Annotated in this window: 22 protein-coding genes; 14 read left to right on the forward strand and 8 right to left on the reverse strand. The window is 49.0% G+C overall.

The window, feature by feature from the left end; genetic code table 11:
• The first annotated feature begins 22 nt into the window (after positions 1–22).
• The 9 genes from fabG (at position 23) to ptsG (ending at position 8,664) form a co-directional block, all read left to right on the forward strand.
• Complete coding sequence (gene fabG / locus IFO68_RS06795; protein ID WP_192015199.1) at positions 23–757, forward strand: 3-oxoacyl-ACP reductase FabG; 735 nt, start codon at positions 23–25, stop codon at positions 755–757.
• Between the two features lie 157 nt (positions 758–914).
• Complete coding sequence (gene acpP / locus IFO68_RS06800; RefSeq protein ID WP_027253507.1) at positions 915–1,154, forward strand: acyl carrier protein; 240 nt, start codon at positions 915–917, stop codon at positions 1,152–1,154.
• Positions 1,155–1,243: 89 nt separating this feature from the next.
• A complete protein-coding gene (fabF, locus tag IFO68_RS06805) occupies positions 1,244–2,482 on the forward strand; it encodes a beta-ketoacyl-ACP synthase II (RefSeq protein ID WP_192015200.1) in 1,239 nt (412 codons plus the stop codon).
• A gap of 63 nt (positions 2,483–2,545) precedes the next feature.
• On the forward strand, positions 2,546–3,370 hold the full coding sequence (gene pabC, locus IFO68_RS06810) for an aminodeoxychorismate lyase (protein WP_192015201.1): 825 nt from the start codon (positions 2,546–2,548) through the stop codon (positions 3,368–3,370).
• Positions 3,364–4,374, forward strand: coding sequence for an endolytic transglycosylase MltG (mltG, locus tag IFO68_RS06815; protein ID WP_192015202.1), 1,011 nt, complete (start codon positions 3,364–3,366; stop codon positions 4,372–4,374). Before pabC ends, mltG begins: the two co-directional genes overlap by 7 nt.
• Positions 4,375–5,013 (forward strand): dTMP kinase, encoded by a 639-nt coding sequence (gene tmk, locus IFO68_RS06820; RefSeq protein ID WP_192015203.1) that lies wholly within the window; start codon positions 4,375–4,377, stop codon positions 5,011–5,013.
• Positions 5,010–5,972 carry a DNA polymerase III subunit delta' gene (gene holB / locus IFO68_RS06825; protein WP_192015204.1) on the forward strand — a complete coding sequence of 321 codons (963 nt, stop codon included), beginning with the start codon at positions 5,010–5,012 and terminating at the stop codon, positions 5,970–5,972. The genes tmk and holB overlap by 4 nt, the downstream gene beginning before the upstream one ends.
• Positions 5,973–6,000: 28 nt before the next feature.
• Positions 6,001–6,777, forward strand: a complete 777-nt coding sequence (locus IFO68_RS06830; RefSeq protein WP_192015205.1) for a TatD family hydrolase — start codon at positions 6,001–6,003, stop codon at positions 6,775–6,777.
• A 456-nt stretch (positions 6,778–7,233) separates the two neighbouring features.
• Positions 7,234–8,664: a PTS glucose transporter subunit IIBC gene (gene ptsG, locus IFO68_RS06835; RefSeq protein ID WP_192015206.1), complete on the forward strand. Its 1,431-nt coding sequence runs from the start codon at positions 7,234–7,236 to the stop codon at positions 8,662–8,664.
• Positions 8,665–8,770: 106 nt separating this feature from the next.
• Here ptsG and IFO68_RS06840 read toward each other — a convergent pair whose 3' ends face one another.
• The 3 genes from IFO68_RS06840 to IFO68_RS06850 form a co-directional block, all read right to left on the reverse strand.
• Complete coding sequence (locus IFO68_RS06840) at positions 8,771–9,670, reverse strand: LysO family transporter (protein ID WP_192015207.1); 900 nt, start codon at positions 9,668–9,670, stop codon at positions 8,771–8,773.
• Between the two features lie 209 nt (positions 9,671–9,879).
• The gene (locus IFO68_RS06845; protein ID WP_192015208.1) at positions 9,880–10,803 is read right to left on the reverse strand and encodes an HDOD domain-containing protein; all 924 of its coding nucleotides are present in this window, start codon (positions 10,801–10,803) and stop codon (positions 9,880–9,882) included.
• A gap of 94 nt (positions 10,804–10,897) precedes the next feature.
• On the reverse strand, positions 10,898–11,500 hold the full coding sequence (locus tag IFO68_RS06850) for an LON peptidase substrate-binding domain-containing protein (protein WP_192015209.1): 603 nt from the start codon (positions 11,498–11,500) through the stop codon (positions 10,898–10,900).
• 287 nt (positions 11,501–11,787) lie between these two features.
• Between IFO68_RS06850 and IFO68_RS06855 the strand changes: the two genes are divergently transcribed.
• Both IFO68_RS06855 and IFO68_RS06860 read left to right on the forward strand, forming a co-directional pair.
• Entirely contained in the window at positions 11,788–12,435 is a 648-nt protein-coding gene (locus IFO68_RS06855) for a TfoX/Sxy family DNA transformation protein (RefSeq protein ID WP_192015210.1), read from the forward strand.
• A 241-nt stretch (positions 12,436–12,676) separates the two neighbouring features.
• Positions 12,677–12,967 carry a VF_A0006 family four-cysteine protein gene (locus IFO68_RS06860; protein ID WP_192015211.1) on the forward strand — a complete coding sequence of 97 codons (291 nt, stop codon included), beginning with the start codon at positions 12,677–12,679 and terminating at the stop codon, positions 12,965–12,967.
• Here IFO68_RS06860 and znuB read toward each other — a convergent pair whose 3' ends face one another.
• Together znuB and znuC are read right to left on the reverse strand one after the other, a co-directional pair.
• A complete protein-coding gene (gene znuB, locus IFO68_RS06865; protein WP_192015212.1) occupies positions 12,968–13,753 on the reverse strand; it encodes a zinc ABC transporter permease subunit ZnuB in 786 nt (261 codons plus the stop codon). It lies immediately after the preceding gene.
• Positions 13,746–14,513 (reverse strand): zinc ABC transporter ATP-binding protein ZnuC, encoded by a 768-nt coding sequence (gene znuC, locus IFO68_RS06870; protein WP_192015213.1) that lies wholly within the window; start codon positions 14,511–14,513, stop codon positions 13,746–13,748. Before znuC ends, znuB begins: the two co-directional genes overlap by 8 nt.
• Before the next feature lie 100 nt (positions 14,514–14,613).
• Between znuC and znuA the strand changes: the two genes are divergently transcribed.
• Together znuA and mepM are read left to right on the forward strand one after the other, a co-directional pair.
• Positions 14,614–15,546, forward strand: coding sequence for a zinc ABC transporter substrate-binding protein ZnuA (gene znuA, locus IFO68_RS06875; protein WP_192015214.1), 933 nt, complete (start codon positions 14,614–14,616; stop codon positions 15,544–15,546).
• 6 nt (positions 15,547–15,552) lie between these two features.
• Complete coding sequence (gene mepM, locus IFO68_RS06880) at positions 15,553–16,914, forward strand: murein DD-endopeptidase MepM (RefSeq protein WP_192015215.1); 1,362 nt, start codon at positions 15,553–15,555, stop codon at positions 16,912–16,914.
• A gap of 127 nt (positions 16,915–17,041) precedes the next feature.
• Here the strand turns inward: mepM and IFO68_RS06885 are convergent, their stop codons facing one another.
• Positions 17,042–17,470, reverse strand: a complete 429-nt coding sequence (locus tag IFO68_RS06885) for an HIT domain-containing protein (RefSeq protein WP_192015216.1) — start codon at positions 17,468–17,470, stop codon at positions 17,042–17,044.
• 164 nt (positions 17,471–17,634) lie between these two features.
• Here IFO68_RS06885 and IFO68_RS06890 point away from each other — a divergent pair, with 164 nt between their 5' ends.
• Positions 17,635–18,234 carry a DUF924 family protein gene (locus IFO68_RS06890; RefSeq protein ID WP_192015217.1) on the forward strand — a complete coding sequence of 200 codons (600 nt, stop codon included), beginning with the start codon at positions 17,635–17,637 and terminating at the stop codon, positions 18,232–18,234.
• 5 nt (positions 18,235–18,239) lie between these two features.
• Here the strand turns inward: IFO68_RS06890 and IFO68_RS06895 are convergent, their stop codons facing one another.
• Positions 18,240–19,292, reverse strand: coding sequence for a GGDEF domain-containing protein (locus IFO68_RS06895; protein WP_192015218.1), 1,053 nt, complete (start codon positions 19,290–19,292; stop codon positions 18,240–18,242).
• Between the two features lie 131 nt (positions 19,293–19,423).
• Positions 19,424–21,154 (reverse strand): arginine--tRNA ligase, encoded by a 1,731-nt coding sequence (gene argS, locus IFO68_RS06900; RefSeq protein ID WP_192015219.1) that lies wholly within the window; start codon positions 21,152–21,154, stop codon positions 19,424–19,426.
• Positions 21,155–21,301: the final 147 nt, after the last annotated feature.

Below are 21,301 nucleotides of genomic sequence, written 5' to 3' on the forward strand. Positions count from 1 at the left end.
GGCTATATAAAGAGGAAAAAACATGAGCCTGGAAGGTAAAGTTGCTCTGGTCACCGGCGCAAGCCGTGGCATCGGCCGTGCGATCGCAGAAATCCTGGTTGAACGTGGTGCAACCGTAGTCGGCACTGCCACTTCTGAAAGTGGCGCGGAAGCGATTAGCGCTTACCTGGGTGATAAAGGTAAAGGTCTGGCACTGAATGTGACTTCTCCTGAGTCTATTGATGCAGTACTGAAGCAGATCAAAGAAGAATTTGGTGATGTTGATATTCTGGTGAACAACGCCGGTATTACGCGCGATAACCTGCTGATGCGAATGAAAGATGACGAATGGCAGGATATCATCAACACTAACCTGACCTCGATTTTCCGTCTGTCTAAAGCTGTGCTACGTTCAATGATGAAAAAGCGTTATGGGCGTATTATCAGCATTGGTTCTGTGGTCGGTACTATGGGTAATGCGGGTCAGGCAAACTATTCAGCGGCAAAAGCCGGTGTGATCGGTTTCACTAAATCCATGGCACGCGAAGTGGCTTCACGTGGTATCACAGTGAACGCTGTGGCACCTGGTTTCATTGAAACGGATATGACCAAAGCTCTGAATGATGAGCAACGTGCCTCTACGTTGTCTGCTGTGCCTGCGGGACGTTTAGGCGAGCCGCGTGAAATTGCAGCAGCTGTTGCATTTCTAGCCTCTGACGATGCTGGTTACGTTACAGGCGAAACCCTGCACGTTAATGGCGGCATGTACATGATTTAAGCAAAAAAGTTGAAATCTTTTTGGATGCAGGTCAAACTCACGTAGATTTGACGCAGAATCGTGGTTTGACCAGCACCCTGAGTGTTGCAACTTTTACAGTAATGAATAAACTACAGCAAATCGCAATAGCGAACTCTTGTTAAGGAAATAGATTAGTATGAGCAACATCGAAGAACGCGTAAAAAAAATCATCGTTGAGCAGCTGGGCGTAGATGAGTCTGAAGTAAAGAACGAAGCTTCTTTTGTTGACGATCTGGGTGCTGACTCTCTGGATACTGTTGAGCTGGTAATGGCTCTGGAAGAAGAATTCGACACAGAAATTCCAGATGAAGAAGCTGAGAAAATTACTACAGTTCAGGCAGCTATCGACTACGTTGTAAGCGCTTCTGCTGAGTAATCTCAAGAACACTTCCAGGCGGTCTCCATGACCGCCTGATTTTCATTTGTAAATCCTTATTTAATACTTCAGTTCCCGGAGAATAAATCGTGTCTAAGCGTCGCGTAGTTGTAACTGGCATGGGTATGCTGTCGCCGGTTGGCAATACTGTCGAATCTTCATGGAAAGCCTTGTTGGCAGGCCAGAGTGGTATCAGCAATATTGAGCACTTCGATGCGAGTGATTTTGCAACCCGTTTTGCTGGCATGGTCAAAGACTTCAATTGCGAAGATTACATGTCAAAGAAAGATGCCCGCAAAATGGATCTGTTCATCCAGTATGGCGTGGCTGCTGGTATTCAGGCGCTGAAAGACTCTGGTATTGAAGTCGGCGAAGACAACGCCAGTCGCTTTGGTGTTGCTATCGGTTCAGGTATTGGTGGTATTGGCCTGATTGAAGTCAACCATCAGGCAATGCTTGAGAAGGGTCCGCGTAAAATCAGCCCATTCTTTGTACCATCCACTATTGTCAACATGATTGCCGGTCATTTGTCTATCATGTATGGCCTGCGCGGTCCAAACATTGCAATTTCTACTGCCTGTACGACTGGCCTGCACAACATTGGTCACGCCGCCCGTATGATTGTATACGGAGATGCGGACATGATGCTGGCTGGTGGTGCAGAAAAAGCCTCAACACCGCTGGGTATGGGAGGCTTTGCTGCGGCGAAAGCGCTGTCTACCCGTAACGATGATCCTCAGGGCGCGTCTCGTCCTTGGGACAAAGATCGTGACGGTTTCGTCCTGGGTGACGGTGCCGGCATGATGGTGTTGGAAGAGTATGAGCACGCGAAAGCGCGCGGTGCCAAGATTTATGCTGAGCTGGTTGGCTTTGGTATGAGTGGTGATGCTTTTCACATGACCTCGCCAAGTGCTGATGGTTCTGGCGGTGCCCTGGCTATGGAAGCTGCTATTCGTGATGCTGCTATTTCGCAAGATCAGATTGGCTATGTGAATGCACACGGTACCTCTACACCGGCTGGTGACGTTGCCGAAACACTGGGCATTAAACGTGCCTTGGGTGCAGCGGCAGACAAGGTGCTTGTGTCTTCAACTAAGTCAATGACTGGTCACTTGCTGGGCGCAGCAGGTTCTGTGGAATCCATTATTACTGTTATGTCTCTGGTTGATCAGGCGGTACCGCCAACTATCAACCTGGAGAATCCAGACGAAGGTTGCGACCTGGATTATGTCCCGGGTGAAGCCCGTCAGGTTTCGATGGAGTACGCACTGTGTAACTCCTTTGGATTCGGCGGCACGAATGGCTCCTTGCTGTTCAAGAAAATCTAAGTCGATTCTGTTATGCTAGACGGCCCGGTCATCTAACCGGGCCGTTTTTTTATGGGGGTCGCAATGGTGTGGATCAACAGTGTTGCAAAGGGTTATGTGGAACAAGACACGGTTGATGTGTCTGCTCGTGCTTTGCAGTACGGCGACGGTTGTTTTACGACTGTGCTGGTTGAACACAGTGAACCCAGGCTTTGGCATCTGCACCTTGAACGCCTGCAAACGACCTTGAAAAGACTGGACATTGATGCTCCAGACTGGTCGCCCCTAACAGATAAGGTGATGTCTCTTGCCAGGGGATACCCTGAAAAAGGGGTTGTAAAAATACTTATCAGCCGGGGTGCCGGAGGCCGAGGCTACAGCCCTGCAGGCTGCCATCAGACTCAGGTCATTATTTCCGACTTTACCTGGCCAGCCTTTTACGAGAAATGGCAGCAGGAAGGTATCGAGTTAGGAGTTTGTCAGCAGCGGCTCGGGCTTTCTCCCATGTTAGCCGGCTTAAAGCACCTGAACCGTTTGGAGCAGGTGCTGTTGAAGCAGGAAATTGAACGGAATGGCTGGCTTGATGCTGTAGTGCTAGATGCGAATGACCATGTGGCGGAAACCAGTGCCTCCAATATTTTCTGGCGTTGCGGTAATAGGCTATACACGCCAGCTTTGGATCTGGCTGGGGTGCATGGCTTAATGCGGGCGCACGTCTGTCAGCAGGCAAGCGATTTGGGCTATTGTCTTGAGTTTGTCAAAAGCCCGCTCGACACCTTGCTTTGCGCTGATGAAGTCTTTATTACTAATGCGTTGATGGCCCTGGTGCCGGTCACGAAAATCCAAATGAGAACGTACACTGAACACAGTGCGTTAAAAGCGATAATGAAGAGGTTGTACACGTGCTAAAGAAACTGGCATTGGTGTTTGTACTGCTGGGGGCCATCCTGGCAGGCGGTGCAGGCTGGACGTATGTGCAGGTAAGAGCAAGTATTGACCAGCCGCTGTTAAAAAATACTGAACCATATCTCACGGTCAGACAGGGCTCCACTTTCCGAGGCTTACTTTACCAGCTGACTCAGATGGGGATGATCGCCGACTCTCCCTGGGCGCGCTGGATCGGGCGGATCGAACCGCAACTGGCTCAAATTAAAGCGGGTACATATGCCATTGAGCAGGCACATACCCTGCGCGATATCCTGAAAACGGTGGCCTCGGGCAAAGAACACCAGTTTGCGATCACCTTACTGGAAGGCGGCCGTTTTTCCGACTGGCTGGCTGAGCTGGAAAATGCCCCAATGCTGAAGAACGACACTTCCCAGATGACAGAGCAGGATATCGCCAAAGCTATCGGCGCCGATGTCGATAAGCTGGAAGGGTATCTGTTACCTGAAACCTATCACTATACAGCGGGCACATCTGATCTGGCTTTGCTCAAGCGCGCTTATAAGCATATGACGGAGTTGCTTGATAATGCCTGGAAAGAGCGGGACGATTCGATTCCGCTCAATAATCCATACGAAGTCTTGATTATGGCTTCCATTATCGAGAAAGAAACGGCGGTTGATGAAGAGCGGGCTAAAGTGTCATCTGTCTTTATGAATCGTCTGCACAAAGGGATGCGTCTTCAAACGGATCCGACGGTGATTTATGGCTTAGGGGAGAAATTTGACGGCAATATTCGCAGAAAAGATTTGCGAACACCGACACCCTATAACACCTATACCATAGACGGCTTACCACCCACACCTATTGCTATGCCAAGCGCGGCCTCTGTGATTGCCGCGGTGAAACCTGCCCAGACAGGTTACTACTATTTTGTGGCCGACGGAAAAGGTGGCCATACTTTCTCAACAACATTAAGCGAGCATAATCGTGCTGTTCGCCATTATCTGAAGATATTAAAACAATAAATGAACGGAAAATTTATCGTCATCGAAGGCCTGGAAGGGGCGGGTAAAAGTACCGCGATTGCAACCGTGCTGGACACGCTCGCGGCACGGGGGATCACCGACATTCAGTCTACCCGCGAACCAGGCGGGACTCCCCTGGCAGAACAAATGCGAGCGCTGGTGAAAGAAGGGCACCCGGAAGAGCCATTAACAGATATGGCTGAGTTGCTGTTGCTGTATGCGGCGCGCAGCCAACTGGTAGAAAATGTTATTAAGCCTGCGCTGCGTGCAGGTCACTGGGTGGTGGGCGATCGTCATGATATGTCGTCGCAGGCTTACCAGGGCGGCGGCAGGGGATTTGACCCTGAGCTGATGTCTGGGATCAAAACCATGGTGCTTGGCGATTTTGAACCGGATCTGACCATTTACATGGACATTGACCCAGAGCTTGGTTTGTCACGGGCTCGGGGACGCGGGGCTTTGGATCGCATTGAAAAAATGGATCTGTCTTTCTTCGAACGAACCCGGGAGCGGTTTTTAGCGCTGTCACGTAATAACCGCAAAGTGGTGATTATTGATGCGTCCCAATCACTGGAAGCTGTGACGTCGGATATCCGCCAGCAGTTGAATGCCTGGCTGGCTCAGCAGGAGTCAGCATGAGTTACCCCTGGCTGACAACGGTCTGGCAGCAATGGCAGCAGCTTTTGAGTCAGGATCGTTTGCATCACGCCATGCTGTTGATTTCACCTGCCGGGTGCGCCGGGGACGTGTTGATACGCCAGCTGGCAAAAACTGTGCTCTGCCAGAACGGTGTTGAAGAGTCCTGTGGGATCTGCCACAGCTGCCAGTTGTTTGAAGCCGGTACCCACCCAGATTGTCACAGTATCAGTCCGCAGGATGGCAAAGCCATTGGCGTTGATATGGTTCGTCAGTGTAACCACTGGGCGTGGGAAACCTCCCAGCTTGGCGGTAAGCGTGTGGTACTGATTGAGCAGTCAGAGCATATGGGTGAGGCGGCGGCGAATGCCTTGCTGAAAACACTGGAAGAACCGCCGGCAAACTGCCAGTTCATCTTAACCGCCACTGAGCTGGATCGCTTACTGCCAACGATTAACAGCCGGTGTAACAAGTGGCGTCTGCCTCTGCCGCCTGAGCAGGATGTTAAGCGCTGGGTTGAACATAAACTGATGCAATCAATCAAACTGGAGGCTGTACGGCTTAACGGCAATGCGCCTCTGGCAGCCTTAGCGTTTATCGAGCAGGGACAGGATATCCGTCATCAGCATTTGCTGGCCGGCTTTCATCAGTTTCTGTCTCCCCCCCATAGTGGCCTGTTCAGTGTGGCTGACAGCTGCATGAAAGATGGCCACTCAAGCCTGAAATGGCTGAGCTATTTTCTGGTTGACTGCCTGAAAGTACAGCAAGGCGCTGAGCAGCACTTGATTCATTGTGAATCAGCACCTTTGGTCAGGCAAATCGCGGGGCAGCTGACCACGGTCACATTGCTGGCGCAAATAAAAGGGCTTAATGCCCTGATTCGGGAACTGGAAAGCCATCCCGGTTTGAATGATGAGTTGTTGATCTCTGACTGGTTGTCAGGCTTTATCAGTGCAACATAAATACACCGAAACGCGAGAGGATATTCAGGTGCTAGTAGATTCCCATTGCCACCTTGATAAATTGAATTACAACGAACTGCATACTGATGTTGCAGACGTACTGGCAAAAGCACAGGCTCGGGGGGTAGAGTATTTTCTGTCCGTCGGTGTCACCCTGAACAGTTTCCCTGCCATGATGGCGATGATTGCCCCTTTCGATCATGTGTTTGCATCTTGTGGGGTGCATCCGCTGGATATTGAAGCTGGCTTTGATTATGGCCTGCTGAGGCAATATGCCAGTGATGATAAAGTCGTCGCTATCGGTGAAACCGGGTTGGATTACCACTACCAACCTGAACTGGCCGAACAGCAACAGGATATTTTCCGTCAGCATATCCGTTTGGCGGTTGAGCTGAACAAGCCGTTGATCATTCACACCCGCATGGCGCGTGAAGATACCATTCGTATTCTGCGCGAAGAAGGCGCTGAGCGCTGTGGCGGTGTATTGCATTGTTTCACTGAAAGCCTGGAAATGGCAGAAGCGGCAATTGAGCTGGGCTTTTATATTTCCATTTCCGGAATTGTGACTTTTAATAAAGCTGCTGAGCTGAAAGATGTGGTGAGTCGTTTGCCTCTGGAGCGGCTATTGGTGGAAACAGATTCACCCTACTTAGCGCCTGTCCCTTATCGCGGTAAAGAAAATCAGCCTGCTTATGTTAAAGAAGTTGCAGAGTATATAGGCCTGCTGAAAGGGGTTTCTGCCGCTGAGGTTGCCAGAGTGTCGAGTGAAAACTTTTTCCGACTTTTTTCGCAGGCAAAACGCTAAAACGGATAAAAAAGGAGCTGAGGCTCCTTTTTTTAAATTAATCCAATAGGTTTTATCCATTTATTTTATTTTTTCTCTCCTTTTTCAATCTCCTCCCAATCTTTACCTGTCATTCCATGAAATCTTCGTTCGTTACATAAAGAAACATGGGATACAAAAGTGAAATATAATTACATTCGACTGTAATGCCAAATACTTACATTAAGTATTTGATTTATAATTAAGTTGTTTGATTTTGATGTGTTTTTTGAGTTGATTGTTAATTGTGATCTATGCGTCAAACTGAAACTTACTTTCATCTTCGGTTGGCAATATTGATTGATGTCACGTTATATTTGGCGCCGCATTTTATACTTATGCCGAACAATAAAAATGAGCGGTGCTAGCATTATGACTACGGGGGTAGGTCGCTGGAAACCGCTGAAACAAAACAAACATCTCACTCAGGAGCACAATATGTTTAAGAACTTTTTTGCTAACCTGCAGAAGGTCGGTAAGGCGCTGATGCTGCCTGTATCGGTTCTGCCGGTAGCGGGTATTCTGTTAGGTGTGGGGGCTGCTAACTTCAGCTGGTTACCTGACGTAGTCTCTCACTTGATGGAACAGGCCGGTGGCTCGGTATTCGGTCAGATGGCACTGCTGTTTGCCGTTGGTGTGGCTCTGGGCTTTACGAAAAACGACGGTGTTGCCGGTCTGTCTGCCATCGTCGGTTACGGTATCATGGTTGCTACCCTGAAGGTGATGGCCGATGTCATGGGTGTCGCCAAGATTGAGACCGGTGTGCTGGGTGGTATCCTGGCCGGTGGTGTGGCGGCCTGGGCGTTCAACCGCTTCTTTAAGATCCAGTTACCGGAATACCTGGGCTTTTTTGCCGGTAAGCGTGCAGTGCCTATCATCACAGGTTTTCTGTCTATTGCGTTGGGTGTTGTGCTGTCGTTCATCTGGCCGCCAATCGGTTCAGCGATTGCCACATTCTCTGACTGGGCTGCCAACCAGAACCCAGTACTGGCGTTCGGTATCTACGGTGTCGTTGAGCGTTCTCTTATCCCATTTGGCCTGCACCACATCTGGAACGTGCCATTCTTCTATGAAGCGGGTTCTTGTGTGACCAATGCTGGTGAAGCAGCACGTGGTATCATGACTTGTTTCCTGACTGCGGATGATGCTTCCCGTGCCGCAGGTAACGGTTTTGGTCAGCTTGCGGGTGGTTACCTGTTTAAGATGTTCGGTTTGCCTGCAGCAGCATTTGCTATCGCTCACTGTGCTAAACCTGAAAACCGCGCCAAGGTAATGGGTATCATGGCATCGGCTGCCCTGACATCTTTCCTGACCGGCATTACCGAACCTATTGAGTTCTCATTCCTGTTCATCGCGCCAGTCTTGTACGGGATTCACGCTTTGCTGGCTGGTCTGGCATATGTACTGACCAATGCTCTGGGTGTTGTACACGGCCATACCTTCTCGAACGGTTTCATCGACTTCATTGTTCAGATGCCTCGTGCAGAGAACGTGTGGACACTGGTGATTCTGGGTCTGTGTTATGCCGTACTGTACTACGTGGTATTCACTTTTGTTATCCGTACCCTGAATCTGAAAACACCGGGTCGTGAAGATGAAACGGCGGATGTTGAAACCGCAACGGGTTCTGAGCTGGCTGGTGAGCTGGTTGAAGCCTTCGGCGGTAAATCCAACATCACTAACCTCGATGCCTGTATTACACGTTTGCGTGTCAGCGTTGCAGACACCGATATCGTTGATCAGGACAAACTGAAACGCTTGGGTGCAGCCGGTGTGGTTGTAGTATCTGGCGGTGTGCAAGCTATCTTCGGGACTAAGTCTGATAACTTGCGTACAGAAATGGATGAGTGGATTCGCAATCACGCTTAATCCGATGTAACGGTTTTTCTTTAACCATAATCAAAGCCTGGCAGTTGCCAGGCTTTTTGTTGCCACTTCTAATTCACCGCCGATGGCGGCGGATTGTTACTATGGTTTAAAGCGACAGAAAAAACAGCATCAGCACTGGTACCAACAGGCTGAGAATGAATCCGCTGACTATTGCAATTGGGACGCAGCGAATACCGCCACAGTTTTGGATAATAGGTAAAGTGAAGTCCATTGCTGTTGCACCGGCATAGCCGATGGCTGTGTTAGGGAAGCGTGAAATCACGGCGGGTATCATGGTTAACGCAACCAGCTCCCGCAGCAGCTCATTCAAGAATGATGCGCCACCGTATACAGGTCCAAGGCCATCACCCATCAAAATACCTGCCAGCGAATACCAGCCGAACCCTGAGGCCATCGCCAGGCCGTGATTCAGCGGAATACCCAGCAGCCAGGCGGCGAGCAACCCACCTGGTAAAGAGGTCGCAATAATCACTAAAGCGATCAGCATACCTTGCTTGTTGAGCAGGATCTGTCGCAGCGTCATGCCACTGTTGCGCAGCTGGATACCGATTAAAAACAGCAGCAGTAACAGAATGATTTCACTTGCCCGGTCAACCCAGCTCAAATCCATGTTCAGCAACAGACCAGCAATGAGCCCGACGGCGACGACCAATATCAGCTTGGCTGACTCCAGCAACATTTTGGCTTTGGGAAGCTGCTGGTGGCCATGCTCTGTTTTCAATGGATAGCGCTTATCAAGCAGCGGCAGTACCAGCAGGTTAGATGCGCTGATGCAGAGGAAGAAGGTGATTGTGTATAACAGGATCTGGCTGAGATTTTCTCCCAGATTGTCCAAACCGGCCAAGCTCAGTCCCATCAGTGACAGAATCACCAGCACCAGGCGTGATGTCTGCGCGTGAATAAACTGAAGTACTGAGTCTTTCCTGACCGGTATGAGGTAGCCAACGATAAGTGGCAGGAAAATAAAAAGCATTCCTGAAAACATGAGTATCCTTACAATACGTTGCCTGTTCTGGCGAAAAAAAGCACCCGGATACTGCATGGTTGGTGCAGTCCTGACAATGAACCTTTTTGTCAATGGGCTGTTAATGAAATCAGAAGCTTATCAGGCTGTTGAAGACAGGGTCAATAGAGCGCTGTGTGTCTACAGCGCTTAAGTGGAGGAGATCTGGCTGGAAGGGGCTTACTGATAGATTAAAAACCACTGCTGAGCAACACGTGGTTGATTTGGCTGTTAAATTCGTCATCGGGCAGATTGGTCAAAGTAAACATGACTTCTGCGCCAGCCAGATCCAGTTCAACTTCATGCTCGTCGATGGCGTCATCATCGTCTTTAAACAGTAACAAATGATTAGCCATGCGGGCGACATCCAGATAAGTGATGTCATCTTCTTTCTTGTGAGCAGGAAAAAAACGCTTATTACAGGCGACTTCAAGATAATCTTCGTCGAAGCCCCAGTGTTTCAGGATATCCAGACTGGATTTGTTACAGCAGTGTTCAAAGACGTATTTGGCAAAATTGATATCCAGAAAATTCCCGCTATCAAGGTAGTTTTGGTATTCATGTATCAGGCTGAATAAACCAATGTCGGCAAATAATCCGGCCAGCAGGGCTTTCTCTGGCTCAATTTTCAACTCTGGACGGTATTGCAGCAGGTTCTGGGTAATTAATGCCATAGAACCTGCCAGTTGCCTGGAACGGGTGGCACTGTTTAATAACAGAGACTTGCATTCAATATCAAAGCTGCTGTGCAGTTTAATGTCCAAGACTGTTTTTGCTGTAATGATATCTCTGACACGGAAAATACCGAGCCGACTGACAGCGGTTTGAATATCGTGGCAGACAATGTTACGGCGATTAAACATCATGGTATTGGAGGTTTTTATCACAGTTGCGGCCATACCGGGGTCATTCAGCAGCAAGGTGGCTGCATCACGAACGGTAGAGTCGTCTCTGTTACATAAGGTCTGCAGTTCTGTCAGGACGTCAGGAATAGGCGGTAGCTTCAGACGGTTTTCTTTGATCGCGTCCTTCACTAACGCGTGAAACTCTGATTGCAGGCCTGTCAAAATTTTGTCGTTTTCAGGTTTTAACCAGAAAAAAGATACATGCGGCATGAGGGAACGTTAACCTATGAGATTTTGCTTATTTTATCTTGGTCAGATGAGTTGAGTACACCAGACCAGGTGATTTTTGAGAACAATGTAAGGGTTAGTTGATATCGTCATCAAATAACTGGTTATTATCGAGTAGCTTGTGCAAAAAACGTGCAGTGAGGGCAGGGGAATCCTGAGCAATTAATAGCTGCTTATAGTGAACTTCGAGCGGTAGTGATTCAATCCAGCGTTGACATACCCAACTTAAGTCGTCGAATTCACTGATTGGATATAAGGCGCCAATTTCTGGCATAGTGGCGAAAAAGAGTTTCAGTTTGTCCACTAAGCACTGGTGTTTGTCTGTTAAAGGTGTTGGCGGCCATGCCCTGAATGGCAGGTAGTCAGCAATCAACAGGCGATCACTCTCATGCCTTACCGACAAAATCCGTATTTTCGTTTTACCTTCCACGACTATGCTGAGCAAACCGTTAGTTAACGCGTTAAAGTCCACCACCTGGACTTTGGTTGCGATGGCGGGAATGCGGGTAATGGTCTCGTCGTTCTCTTCTTCTTCACTGCGCATGCATAATGCAAAATCCCGCTGGCCTTCAATCGACTCTTTCAGCATACGCTGGTAACGCTGTTCGGTAATGGTAATTTCCAGTTTGCCTTCCGGTAACACATGGCTGGCAGAAGGAAACAGGGCAATATCAGGCATATCTCTTAATTCCTTTCTCCCTTTCTCTCTTAACCTTAGTCGTTATCACAGTGTAAAACGATCATCAGCAGCGGATATGACACAGGATTTTTTATTATTACTTATTGATAAATGCCCATAGTTACCTGAATTTGCATTCAATTTTTCTTAAGAACTTGCTCTGAATCTCATTTTCATCTGTACTTTGTTTCATATGTGGAATTTAAAATTTCTGTGTGACATTGTTGCATATGATAGTTGGCGTTGGTTTTAGATCGACAAAGAAGAATAAATTTAGGACTTATGTTATGTCGATTACAAAAGAAACATTCATAAATTACCTGGATACCTTTGTACCGAATGAACAGCGTTCCATGTTTGGCGGGACAGGTATCTTCGTTCAGGGGGCCATGTATGCTCTGCTGTCGAATGAAAAGCTTTATATTCGTGGTGGAGAAATGCTGGATCAGCAACTGCTCGAATTGGGCTGCCACAAGTTCAAGCATGTGAAGCGCAGTACGGTGGCAGTCGTGAATTATTACGATATCTCACCTCTGTATGCATCCCGGTTATCGCTCTGTAATGAGCTGATTCAAAGCTCAATCGCGATAGCATTGCAGGAAAAAACAGTCAAAGGAGCATCCCGTAACAAGCGGTTACGGGATCTGCCGAACTTGCGTTTGACCCTCGAAAGGATGATGAAAAAATCCGGTATCGATGATGTTGATATTTTTCATCAGATGGGGGCGGTGGATGCGTATCTGCAGGTAAAACAGACTCAGGGGAAAAATGTTGATCAGAAACTGTTGTGGATGTTTGCAGGAGCGATCGAAGGTTGCCATTGGACTTTGCTGAATGAATCACACAAAAGTGTGTTATTGCAGCAACTCGAACAGAAAAAGCAACATTACAAGCCCCCGCGTGGTGCTGAGCAACATTCTTGTGATTTTATCTAATTGATAACAAATGAAAAGTGCTTATCCATGCCTTAAATCCAGAGGCTAACGGTAAAGCCTTTCGCAGAAAACAAATCCGGGTGTGTGCAAGCCGCCCGGATTTTTTATTTTCAGCGCAGCAATGCTCTGAGGCGGGGTCTCTGTCCTTGTCAGCGTCAACTATCTTTAATAGAGAAGATTCGGTTAACAGGATGCTGCTGTGAAGACATGAGAAATGAATGACCTGATCAGGGTTGGGTGCATGGCCTATTGGCTGAGTTACGGTCCTGTATGGGCTGCGGGCTTCGCTGAACAGCGCGAACAGTACAATGACTGCATACTGGAGTATGTTTCTGCCGCTGAGGAGGCGGCGGCAATTACCTGGCTAACCAATGCCTGTCGTGAACTGTATCTGGATAATATTCTGCTGACCGACAAAGACAAACAATACTATCAGTGCCTGCTCGAATTCATGCCGAAATCGAGCAGGCTTGAAGCCACATTGAGTATCAAGCAGGCCTGTCAGGACAGATACCGTTCTTTCTTACGCTGATCAGGCCTCTGAGCGTTTTGTCTGGCTGAGCAAAAACAACAAAGCGGCAGAGACGACCACAGATGGGCCCGCCGGGGTATCATAATGCCATGACAGTAACAGCCCCAGCATCACAGCAATGCAGCCCAGAATTGCGGCAATCACTGCCATACTTTCCGGGCTTTGTGCAAAGCGGCGCGCTGTGGCTGCCGGAATAATAAGCAAAGATGTGATAATCAGTGCGCCGACAAATTTCATCGCTACCGCAATCACCATACCGACCATCAACATCAGTAATAACCGCATCAGATCGACGTTAACCCCTTCAACCTGAGCCAGATCTTCGTTGACTGTCATCGACAGCAGCGGACGCCATAATGCAATCAAAGCGGCCATGACCAGCGCACCACCACCGTAAATCCATACCAGATCATTGGTTGTCACCGCCAGCAAGTCACCAAAAAGATAAGCCATCAAATCAATGCGGACATGATCCATGAAACTGATTGCGACTAAGCCTAACGACAGCGCACTGTGAGCGAGAATGCCCAGTAACGTGTCAGTAGCGATATAACGCTGCTTTTGTAAACTGACCAGAATGACCGCCAGAGTCAGACAGCAGATCACCAAAGCGAGGTTGAGGTTGATATTAAACAAGAAGCCCAGTGCTATGCCCAGTAATGAGGCGTGGGACAGCGTATCACCGAAATAGGCCATTTTACGCCAGACAACAAAGGAGCCCAAAGGCCCGGCTAATATAGCGATGCCAATGCCGGCGGCAAAGGCGGGTAGCATAAATTCAAGCATTGTTTTTTCCGTGCTGGCATGGACCTACCAGGCTACCGCCCAGATCGTGTTCGTGATTGTGGTGATGGTGATACAGTGCAAGTTGCTCACTTTGCTGTGTGCCAAAGAGCGCAACATAAGAAGGGTGACAGGTGATCGACTCTGGTTCACCCGAACAGCAGACATGGTGCTGCAGGCAGATGACATGGTCGGTTTTAGCCATAACCAGATGAAGATCATGAGAAACCATCATTATCGCGCAGTTCAGCTTATCTCTGAGCGACTGAATTAAACTGTAGAGTTCGAGCTGACCGTTGACATCGACGCCCTGTACAGGCTCATCAAGCACCAGCAAGTCTGGATTTTGCAAAAGTGCGCGAGACAGTAGCACTCTTTGTGTTTCTCCTCCCGACAGGCTGTGCATATTACTGTGTATCAGGTGCGCGCTGCTCGCCAGCGCCAGCGCATCCAGACGTTGCTGGGCGCTGTAACGCCCGCCTAATGCCATAAAACGATCAACGGTAAGCGGCAGCGTGTCATTGAGCTGCAGTTTTTGTGGTACGTAGCCAATGCGTAGCCCCGGTGAGCGAATGACTCGGCCAGATGTGGGCTTGCGCAAGCCGGTAATGACTTTCACCAGCGTGGACTTGCCTGCCCCGTTCGGACCTATCAGAGTGGTGATCTGGCCGCGTTCAAGCTGGAGTGAAACCAGATCAAGAATGTGGCGGCCTGAAGCGTTAACAGTAACATTCTGAAGTTCTACCAAAGGTTTGGTGGACATTGTACTGGCCATAAATGGGTGTGAATCTCGTTGCTATCGGTTGGTGTTATATTATAACATTATCAAACTTCTTTTCATTGAATATTTTTAGGGTAGGTAGATGTTGCGTTTTCGAGCCTGGTACTTTGCGGCAATGGTGTTGGTACCCTTTGCGGTTTCAGCAAGCAATGTGCATGTTGTGACCACTGTACATCCGGTGAATCTGATTGTGCAGGAGCTGGTCGAAGGTGTCGGCCAGAGCGAAACTCTGTTGCCTGCCGGCAGCTCTCCCCATGACTATGCTTTACGTCCATCTGATGTGGAAAAGCTGAAAGCCGCGGATTTGGTGGTTTGGGTCGGGCCGGAGCTGGAATCTTTTCTGACCAAAATACTCAGTGGCCAGGAAAATGCGCTTTCACTGACCTCGCAAGAGACAATTACTTTCCGGGATTATGAAGGCCATGAAGATCATGACGGTCACGAAAGTCATGAAAGTCACGAAAGTAATGGCGGTCACGAAGAGCATGAACATCATCATGATGGCATCGACCCGCACCTTTGGCTGGGCCCGGATCAGGCAATTCAGGCTGCAAAAGTGATCAGCACTGCATTGATTGAACTGGATCCGTTGAATCGTGCGCAATATGAGGCTAACCTGTCCCGGTTCATTGTCAGTGTTAATGAAACTGTACAGAACCTGAAAGAGCAGCTCCAGCCTGTGCGTGATAATGGGTACTATGTTTTTCACGATGCCTATGGCTATTTTGAGGAAACGTTTGGGTTACATAATCTGGGACACTTTACGGTTTCACCGGATCGCCGCCCAGGTGCAAAAACCTTGATCGCTATCCGCAATACGCTAAAAAAGTCACAGGTTAAGTGTATTTTCAGGGAACCGCAGTTCTCACCTGCGGTCATTAACAGTGTCACAAATGGCAGTGACATCAAAATTGGAACCCTGGATCCCATGGCAACGGATATTGCCTCTGGCCAGGGAGGTTATGTTCGATTCCTGCAAGAACTCGGACGAAGTTTTACCGAATGTCTTAAATAAATAACAATGAAAATATTTACGGTTGCAGCCCGGCGGTTTTATCAGCTCCCCCGTCAACACCGAATTGCGCTTGCTTCTACATCACTTATCGTTGCGGCTGCCCTTATGTGGCAGCCTTCTGTCGTCCACTCTCCCTCTTACGGTTCGCGCAGCGAATCGGAACAGCGGCGTGAAGTCCCGCTGCTGTCAGAGGAGCTCTTGTCACTGTCCGAGCAAAACAGTGAACCGCTTGGTGTTGTGCTTGACCCGGAAGACCCGGACTTTCAGGTTCCCAAAGATGAGCTGGAACAACAGTTGGATCAAGCCACTGATGTTGCACATTCCCACAAAGTGTCTTCCGGTGAAACCTTAGGTGAAATTTTCACTCAGTATGCGCTGCCTATTTCAGATATGTACAAACTGATTGAGGCAGATAAATCGATCCAGTTTCTACGTGTCGGACAAAGTATTGGCTGGTCGCTGGATGAAGAAGGGCGGATCGGCGAACTGTCCATCGAACGCAGTGCGAAACTGACGGATACTTATACCCTGACCTCAAAGGGTTATGAGCATAAGGAAGTGGAGCGCACCGGTGAGTTTAAACCTGTACGTTTAACCGGACGTGTTTCCGGCAGCTTCTATCAGTCGGCCCGCTCTGCCGGTCTGTCACCGACGCAAATTCAGACCCTGGTCAAAGCGCTGCAGTGGCGGTTTGATTTAGGTAAAGAAGCCCGCAAGGGCGACCGCTTTGCGATTACGCTTGAACGTGAATTTATTGACGGAAAAGCGGTGGGTCAGGGTGAGGTGAAGGCTCTGTATTATATGAATCGTAATCAGGAACTGTTTGCCATGCGTTATGACGATGGTGAGTTTTATGACGAAGAAGGCCGAAGCCTGAACCGGGCGCTGAACCGATATCCGACTCAGAAACGTTTTCGGATCAGTTCATCGTTTAATCCCCATCGCAAGCATCCCGTCACCCACAGAGTCTCGCCACATAACGGTACTGATTTTGCAACGCCTGTCGGCACACCTGTGGTTGCGACAGGCGATGGCGTGGTAGTTAAAGCGCAAAAACATGCTTTGGCGGGTAATTTCATTATGATCAAGCATGGTCGGGAATACTCAACCCGCTACCTTCATCTGAGCAAGATACTGGTAAAAGTCGGTCAGAAAGTTCGTATGGGTGACAAAATCGCACTGAGTGGGAATACCGGACGTTCCACGGGACCGCATCTTCATTATGAGTTGCTGAAATACGGACGTGCAGTGAACGCCATGAAGGTACCGCTGCCTCAGGCTGAGCCTGTGCCTAATAAAACCCGGACCGATTATCGTAAACTGGCGAATCGGGAACGGCAGAACCTGCTGGCGGTTATGCCGGGGTAACAAAGAAAAAACGCATCGTTTGATGCGTTTTTTTACTTTATAGACTGTGTGTCGCACCGATGGGGCCTGGCCCTCGTGCGTGTAGTGCTGGAGTTATTAACGTCTCGGTCGCTGTTCGCTGAGCTATTTATGCTGGCGTAAAGCCGTTTACTTGGCCGAACAGTAATTGCAATCGTTCAACCAGTTGTTGTTGCTCATCTTCGCTGTGCAGGCTGCCGTCGGTATTTCCCCAGACAGGTCCTGGCCAGGCAATATCTGTCGTAAAGCGGGCGATATGATGGACATGAAGCTGCGGCACTAAATTGCCTAAGGCGCCGATGTTGATTTTATCGGGGCTGAAATAGGTCTCAAGCAGTTGGGCGGTTGAGCTGGATTCTACCATCAGCTGCTGTTGATCCACGGCAGACATATGGTGAATCTCACGTAATGCGTCATATCTGGGGACCAGAATCAACCAGGGACCAATGGCTTCTTTTGACAGCAGCACACGGCAAAGCGGTAAGTCGCCAATCCACTGAGTATCCGCGCTTAGTCTCGGATGAAGGGTGAAACTCATGGAAATATTCCTTCTTTCTATTAAGTGCTTCACAAGTCAGCTATCAGGCTACAACAAAAAGCCATCGCACCGAGCAAGCTCACCCTAGGATAAACTAGAACGTATAAGCACGAAAGCGGCTTAATTATCTCAGAGTTATTGTTATGAACAAGCAGGAGGAAACCATGGCAGAGTGTGAGGAAGTGCTTACCTATTGGTTCGGAAATCTCAAAGGGGAAGTTACCGAACTAGATAAACAGGCACTGTGGTTTAAAGGCGGGGATGCAGTAGACTGTGAAATCACCGAACGTTTCAGGGATCTGGTCAGCCGTGCTGGTCGGGGTGAATTGAATGCGTGGACAGAAACGCCTAAGGGGACGCTGGCGCTGATTATTTTGCTTGATCAGTTCAGTCGTAACATCTATCGGGGTTTGGCAGCCGCTTTCCGCTATGATTCATTGGCACAGGCCATATGTAAACGCGGACTGGCGAAGAATTTTGATCGTGCGTTAGCCCCTATTGAGAGAGTGTTCTTTTATTTGCCGTTAGAGCACTCAGAAGCATTGGAAGATCAGGAAGAGAGTGTGTTTCGTTTTGACCAATTGCGGCAGGAGGTCATGAAAGAGCATAAGCCAGAATTTGACGACTTCTATCAGTACGCTGTCAGTCATTTCCAGGTCATCAAAGATTTCGGCCGCTTTCCGCACCGCAATGCCGTTTGCGGCAGATTATCGACACAAGATGAGATCAGCTATCTGCATCATGGCCCGAGATACGGGCAGTAAATGGGTTATAAGACAGGCAGTACCCGGTTCCGGCCAAGATTTTTTGCCTGCAGCAGATACTTGTCGGCTCTGGCCAGCACTGCCAGACCGTTTTCTTTTCCTGTTTGTTCTGCAATGCCAAACGATGCAGTAATAGAGCTGACGGTATTTCCCGATTGTTTGTCCTGCACGGCAATGCCGGAGAGGGTTTTACGTAATTTTTCTGCTTTGTCTCTGCTTTGTTGCAGGTTAGTGCCAGGTAAGATAATAACGAACTCTTCGCCACCGTAGCGATAGGCCTGCATACCTTGCTCGCACCAGAATTGAAGGTGGCGGGCAACAGAGCAGAGTACTTTATCGCCCATTAAATGGCCAAATTCATCATTGAAGGTTTTAAAGTTATCAATATCCAGCAAGACCAGACTGAAAGGTGTGCCGTGCTGGATACAACTGCTGAGGTCTTGCTGAAAGGCGCGTCGGTTGAGTAGTCCGGTCAAGGGATCTTCGTTGGCACATTTGAGGCTGTCTTTCAGAGCTTTTCTCAGATTCTCAATTTCTTTATTAGCGTTTTCCAGTTGCTGGTTCATAAGCGTACTGGATTGATGCATGTGTCTGGATTCATCCAGTAATTCTTGTACCAAATCATTGGCTTCGTGCACGTTGACACCCTGATCGGCTTTCTGGCTCAGCCGCTGGCAGGTCCGGGATAACGCTTGATGGAATGCCTGCGTTTCTTTTTGAGATCCGTTCATGGTGTGGCAAAGTTCATCCATGATGGCTTGCAGGCTATGGCTTACCTGCCCTTGCTCACTGGCAGGGTGATGAGCCAGATGGGTTCGGTAAAGCGAATCACTCAGGCTGGGAGGACAATGCCCGTATTGCGCTAAACTCTGGTCTATGGCCTGAGTGAGAATCGGATTCTGATTCGTGGTATAGCTGTACCACAGTGCGTAATTCACCGGTGTCGTCGGGACTTTATGCTTGATCATCAGTGGAATGGCTTTACGCAAGGTTTGAGTTGACGTGAGAAATTCGTCAGTCATACCGTCGTCGGTTTCGTGTGAGTCATTGAGGCTCATTGCAACATTCCATGTAACAGAAAAAGGCCGGTATCCAAAAATTTGTGCCAAAAAAAAGCCTTCTAAGGATACCTCAGAAGGCTGTGCATGTTTAGCTTTGCTTAATTAGATAAATGTGATGTTCTGCCAGATTACATACGTTCCAGTGTGTCAATACCCAGTAAATCCAGACCTTGTTTGATGGTTTTCGCTGTCAGCAGCGCCAGTTTCAGACGGCTGTGCTTGACCGGTTCATCGGCATTCAGAATCGGGCAGGCTTCATAGAAGCTGGAGAAATTCCCCGCCAGCTCAAACAGGTAGCTGCACATAACATGCGGATGGCCTTCACGGGCCACGGTTTCCACGGCTTCTTCAAATTGCAGCAGTTTTGACAGCAGCACTTGCTCTTTCTCGCCATTGATCACAACTGGGTGTGTCAGCTCACTTTCGTTCAGGCCTGCGCGTTTAAATACAGAAATGACACGGGTGTAGGCGTATTGCATGTAAGGTGCTGTATTGCCTTCGAAGGCCAGCATGTTCTCCCAGTCGAACACGTAATCTGTGGTACGGTGTTTGGACAGATCAGCATACTTCACCGCGGCCATGGCGACGGTCGATGCAATCTTGGTTTTCTCAGCCGCATCCAGCTCAGGGTTCTTCTCTTCGATCAGTACCTTAGCGCGTGATTCTGCTTCATCCAGCAGATCAGCCAGACGAACGGTACCGCCAGAGCGTGTTTTGAACGGACGACCGTCTTTACCCAGCATCATACCGAAAGCGTGGTGCTCCAGCGACACATCGTCAGGGATGTAACCTGCTTTGCGGACAATCGTCCATGCCTGCATCAGGTGTTGGTGCTGGCGTGAATCGATAAAGTAAAGCACCCGGTTGGCATTGAAATGCTCGTAGCGGTATTTCGCACAGGCAATATCCGTGGTTGTGTACAGGAAACCGCCGTCACGTTTCTGGATGATAACCCCCATAGGCTCACCATCTTTGTTTTTGAACTCATCCAGGAAAACAACCTGAGCGCCATCGTCTTCTACGGCCAGCCCCTTCGCTTTCAGATCGGCGACAATCCCTGCCAGCATATCGTTGTACATGGACTCGCCCATCACATTGTCACGGGTCAGGGATACATTCAGACGATCATAGTTATACTGGTTTTGCTCCATGGTCACGTCGACCAGTTTCTTCCACATATCAGCACAGTACTGATCGCCACTTTGCAGCTTCACTACATAGTTACGGGCGCGTTCTGCAAAGGCTTCATCTTCATCGTACAGTTTTTTCGACTCACGATAAAAAGCTTCCAGATCAGCCAGTTCCATAGAGATCTCGCCAGATTCTTGCTGAACACGTTCCAGGTTGGCAATCAACATGCCGAACTGAGTTCCCCAGTCGCCTATGTGGTTGGCGCGAATGACGTTATGTCCCAGAAACTCCAGTGTACGAACCACAGCATCACCAATGATGGTGGAGCGCAGGTGACCAACGTGCATTTCTTTGGCAACATTGGGTGCCGAATAGTCGACAACGATATTTTGTTTTTCCTGCGTGGCCACACCCAGGCGGGCATCAGTCAGTGCCGCTTCTGCACGCTCGGCCAGCCAGGTTTTATTCAGAAAGATGTTAATGAAACCAGGACCGGCGATCTCGACTTTCTCTGCGATATCGCCCAGATCGAGTTGATCGATGACTTTTTGTGCAAACTCGCGCGGGTTAGCTCCCAGTTTTTTCGCAACACCCATCACACCGTTGGCCTGGTAATCACCGAACTGTGCTTTGGCTGACTGACGAACAGCTGCCGGGCTGCCTGCCGGGGCACCGGCCGCTTCGAGCGCCAGGGAAACTTTATCGTTAATGAGTGCTTGAATGTTCACACGTCTATCCTTTAAATCGGTCTGTAGCCTGACAGGCAGGCAAAAGTCTTGGGTATTCAATAAGCTATGCAGTTACGTCTTACACCTGAACCGGTCAGAAGCGTGGTCAGCAATACACCAGAAAAGGTGAAAACAACCCTGTCTGAT

This window comes from Photobacterium arenosum (assembly GCF_014841115.1).
Lineage (GTDB): Bacteria > Pseudomonadota > Gammaproteobacteria > Enterobacterales > Vibrionaceae > Photobacterium > Photobacterium arenosum.

Excerpts from the sequence above, each read along its gene's own strand:
- znuC (WP_192015213.1), bottom strand. The coding sequence starts at position 14,513 with ATGTCCACCAAACCTTTGGTAGAACTTCAGAATGTTACTGTTAACGCT.
- IFO68_RS06845 (WP_192015208.1), bottom strand. The coding sequence starts at position 10,803 with ATGCCGCATGTATCTTTTTTCTGGTTAAAACCTGAAAACGACAAAATT.
- IFO68_RS06885 (WP_192015216.1), bottom strand. The coding sequence starts at position 17,470 with ATGAGTTTCACCCTTCATCCGAGACTAAGCGCGGATACTCAGTGGATT.
- mepM (WP_192015215.1), top strand. The coding sequence starts at position 15,553 with ATGAAAATATTTACGGTTGCAGCCCGGCGGTTTTATCAGCTCCCCCGT.
- holB (WP_192015204.1), top strand. The coding sequence starts at position 5,010 with ATGAGTTACCCCTGGCTGACAACGGTCTGGCAGCAATGGCAGCAGCTT.
- IFO68_RS06860 (WP_192015211.1), top strand. The coding sequence starts at position 12,677 with ATGGCCTATTGGCTGAGTTACGGTCCTGTATGGGCTGCGGGCTTCGCT.
- IFO68_RS06890 (WP_192015217.1), top strand. The coding sequence starts at position 17,635 with ATGGCAGAGTGTGAGGAAGTGCTTACCTATTGGTTCGGAAATCTCAAA.
- IFO68_RS06895 (WP_192015218.1), bottom strand. The coding sequence starts at position 19,292 with ATGAGCCTCAATGACTCACACGAAACCGACGACGGTATGACTGACGAA.
- IFO68_RS06840 (WP_192015207.1), bottom strand. The coding sequence starts at position 9,670 with ATGTTTTCAGGAATGCTTTTTATTTTCCTGCCACTTATCGTTGGCTAC.
- fabG (WP_192015199.1), top strand. The coding sequence starts at position 23 with ATGAGCCTGGAAGGTAAAGTTGCTCTGGTCACCGGCGCAAGCCGTGGC.
- znuA (WP_192015214.1), top strand. The coding sequence starts at position 14,614 with ATGTTGCGTTTTCGAGCCTGGTACTTTGCGGCAATGGTGTTGGTACCC.
- IFO68_RS06850 (WP_192015209.1), bottom strand. The coding sequence starts at position 11,500 with ATGCCTGATATTGCCCTGTTTCCTTCTGCCAGCCATGTGTTACCGGAA.
- ptsG (WP_192015206.1), top strand. The coding sequence starts at position 7,234 with ATGTTTAAGAACTTTTTTGCTAACCTGCAGAAGGTCGGTAAGGCGCTG.
- tmk (WP_192015203.1), top strand. The coding sequence starts at position 4,375 with ATGAACGGAAAATTTATCGTCATCGAAGGCCTGGAAGGGGCGGGTAAA.
- znuB (WP_192015212.1), bottom strand. The coding sequence starts at position 13,753 with ATGCTTGAATTTATGCTACCCGCCTTTGCCGCCGGCATTGGCATCGCT.
- pabC (WP_192015201.1), top strand. The coding sequence starts at position 2,546 with ATGGTGTGGATCAACAGTGTTGCAAAGGGTTATGTGGAACAAGACACG.
- acpP (WP_027253507.1), top strand. The coding sequence starts at position 915 with ATGAGCAACATCGAAGAACGCGTAAAAAAAATCATCGTTGAGCAGCTG.
- IFO68_RS06855 (WP_192015210.1), top strand. The coding sequence starts at position 11,788 with ATGTCGATTACAAAAGAAACATTCATAAATTACCTGGATACCTTTGTA.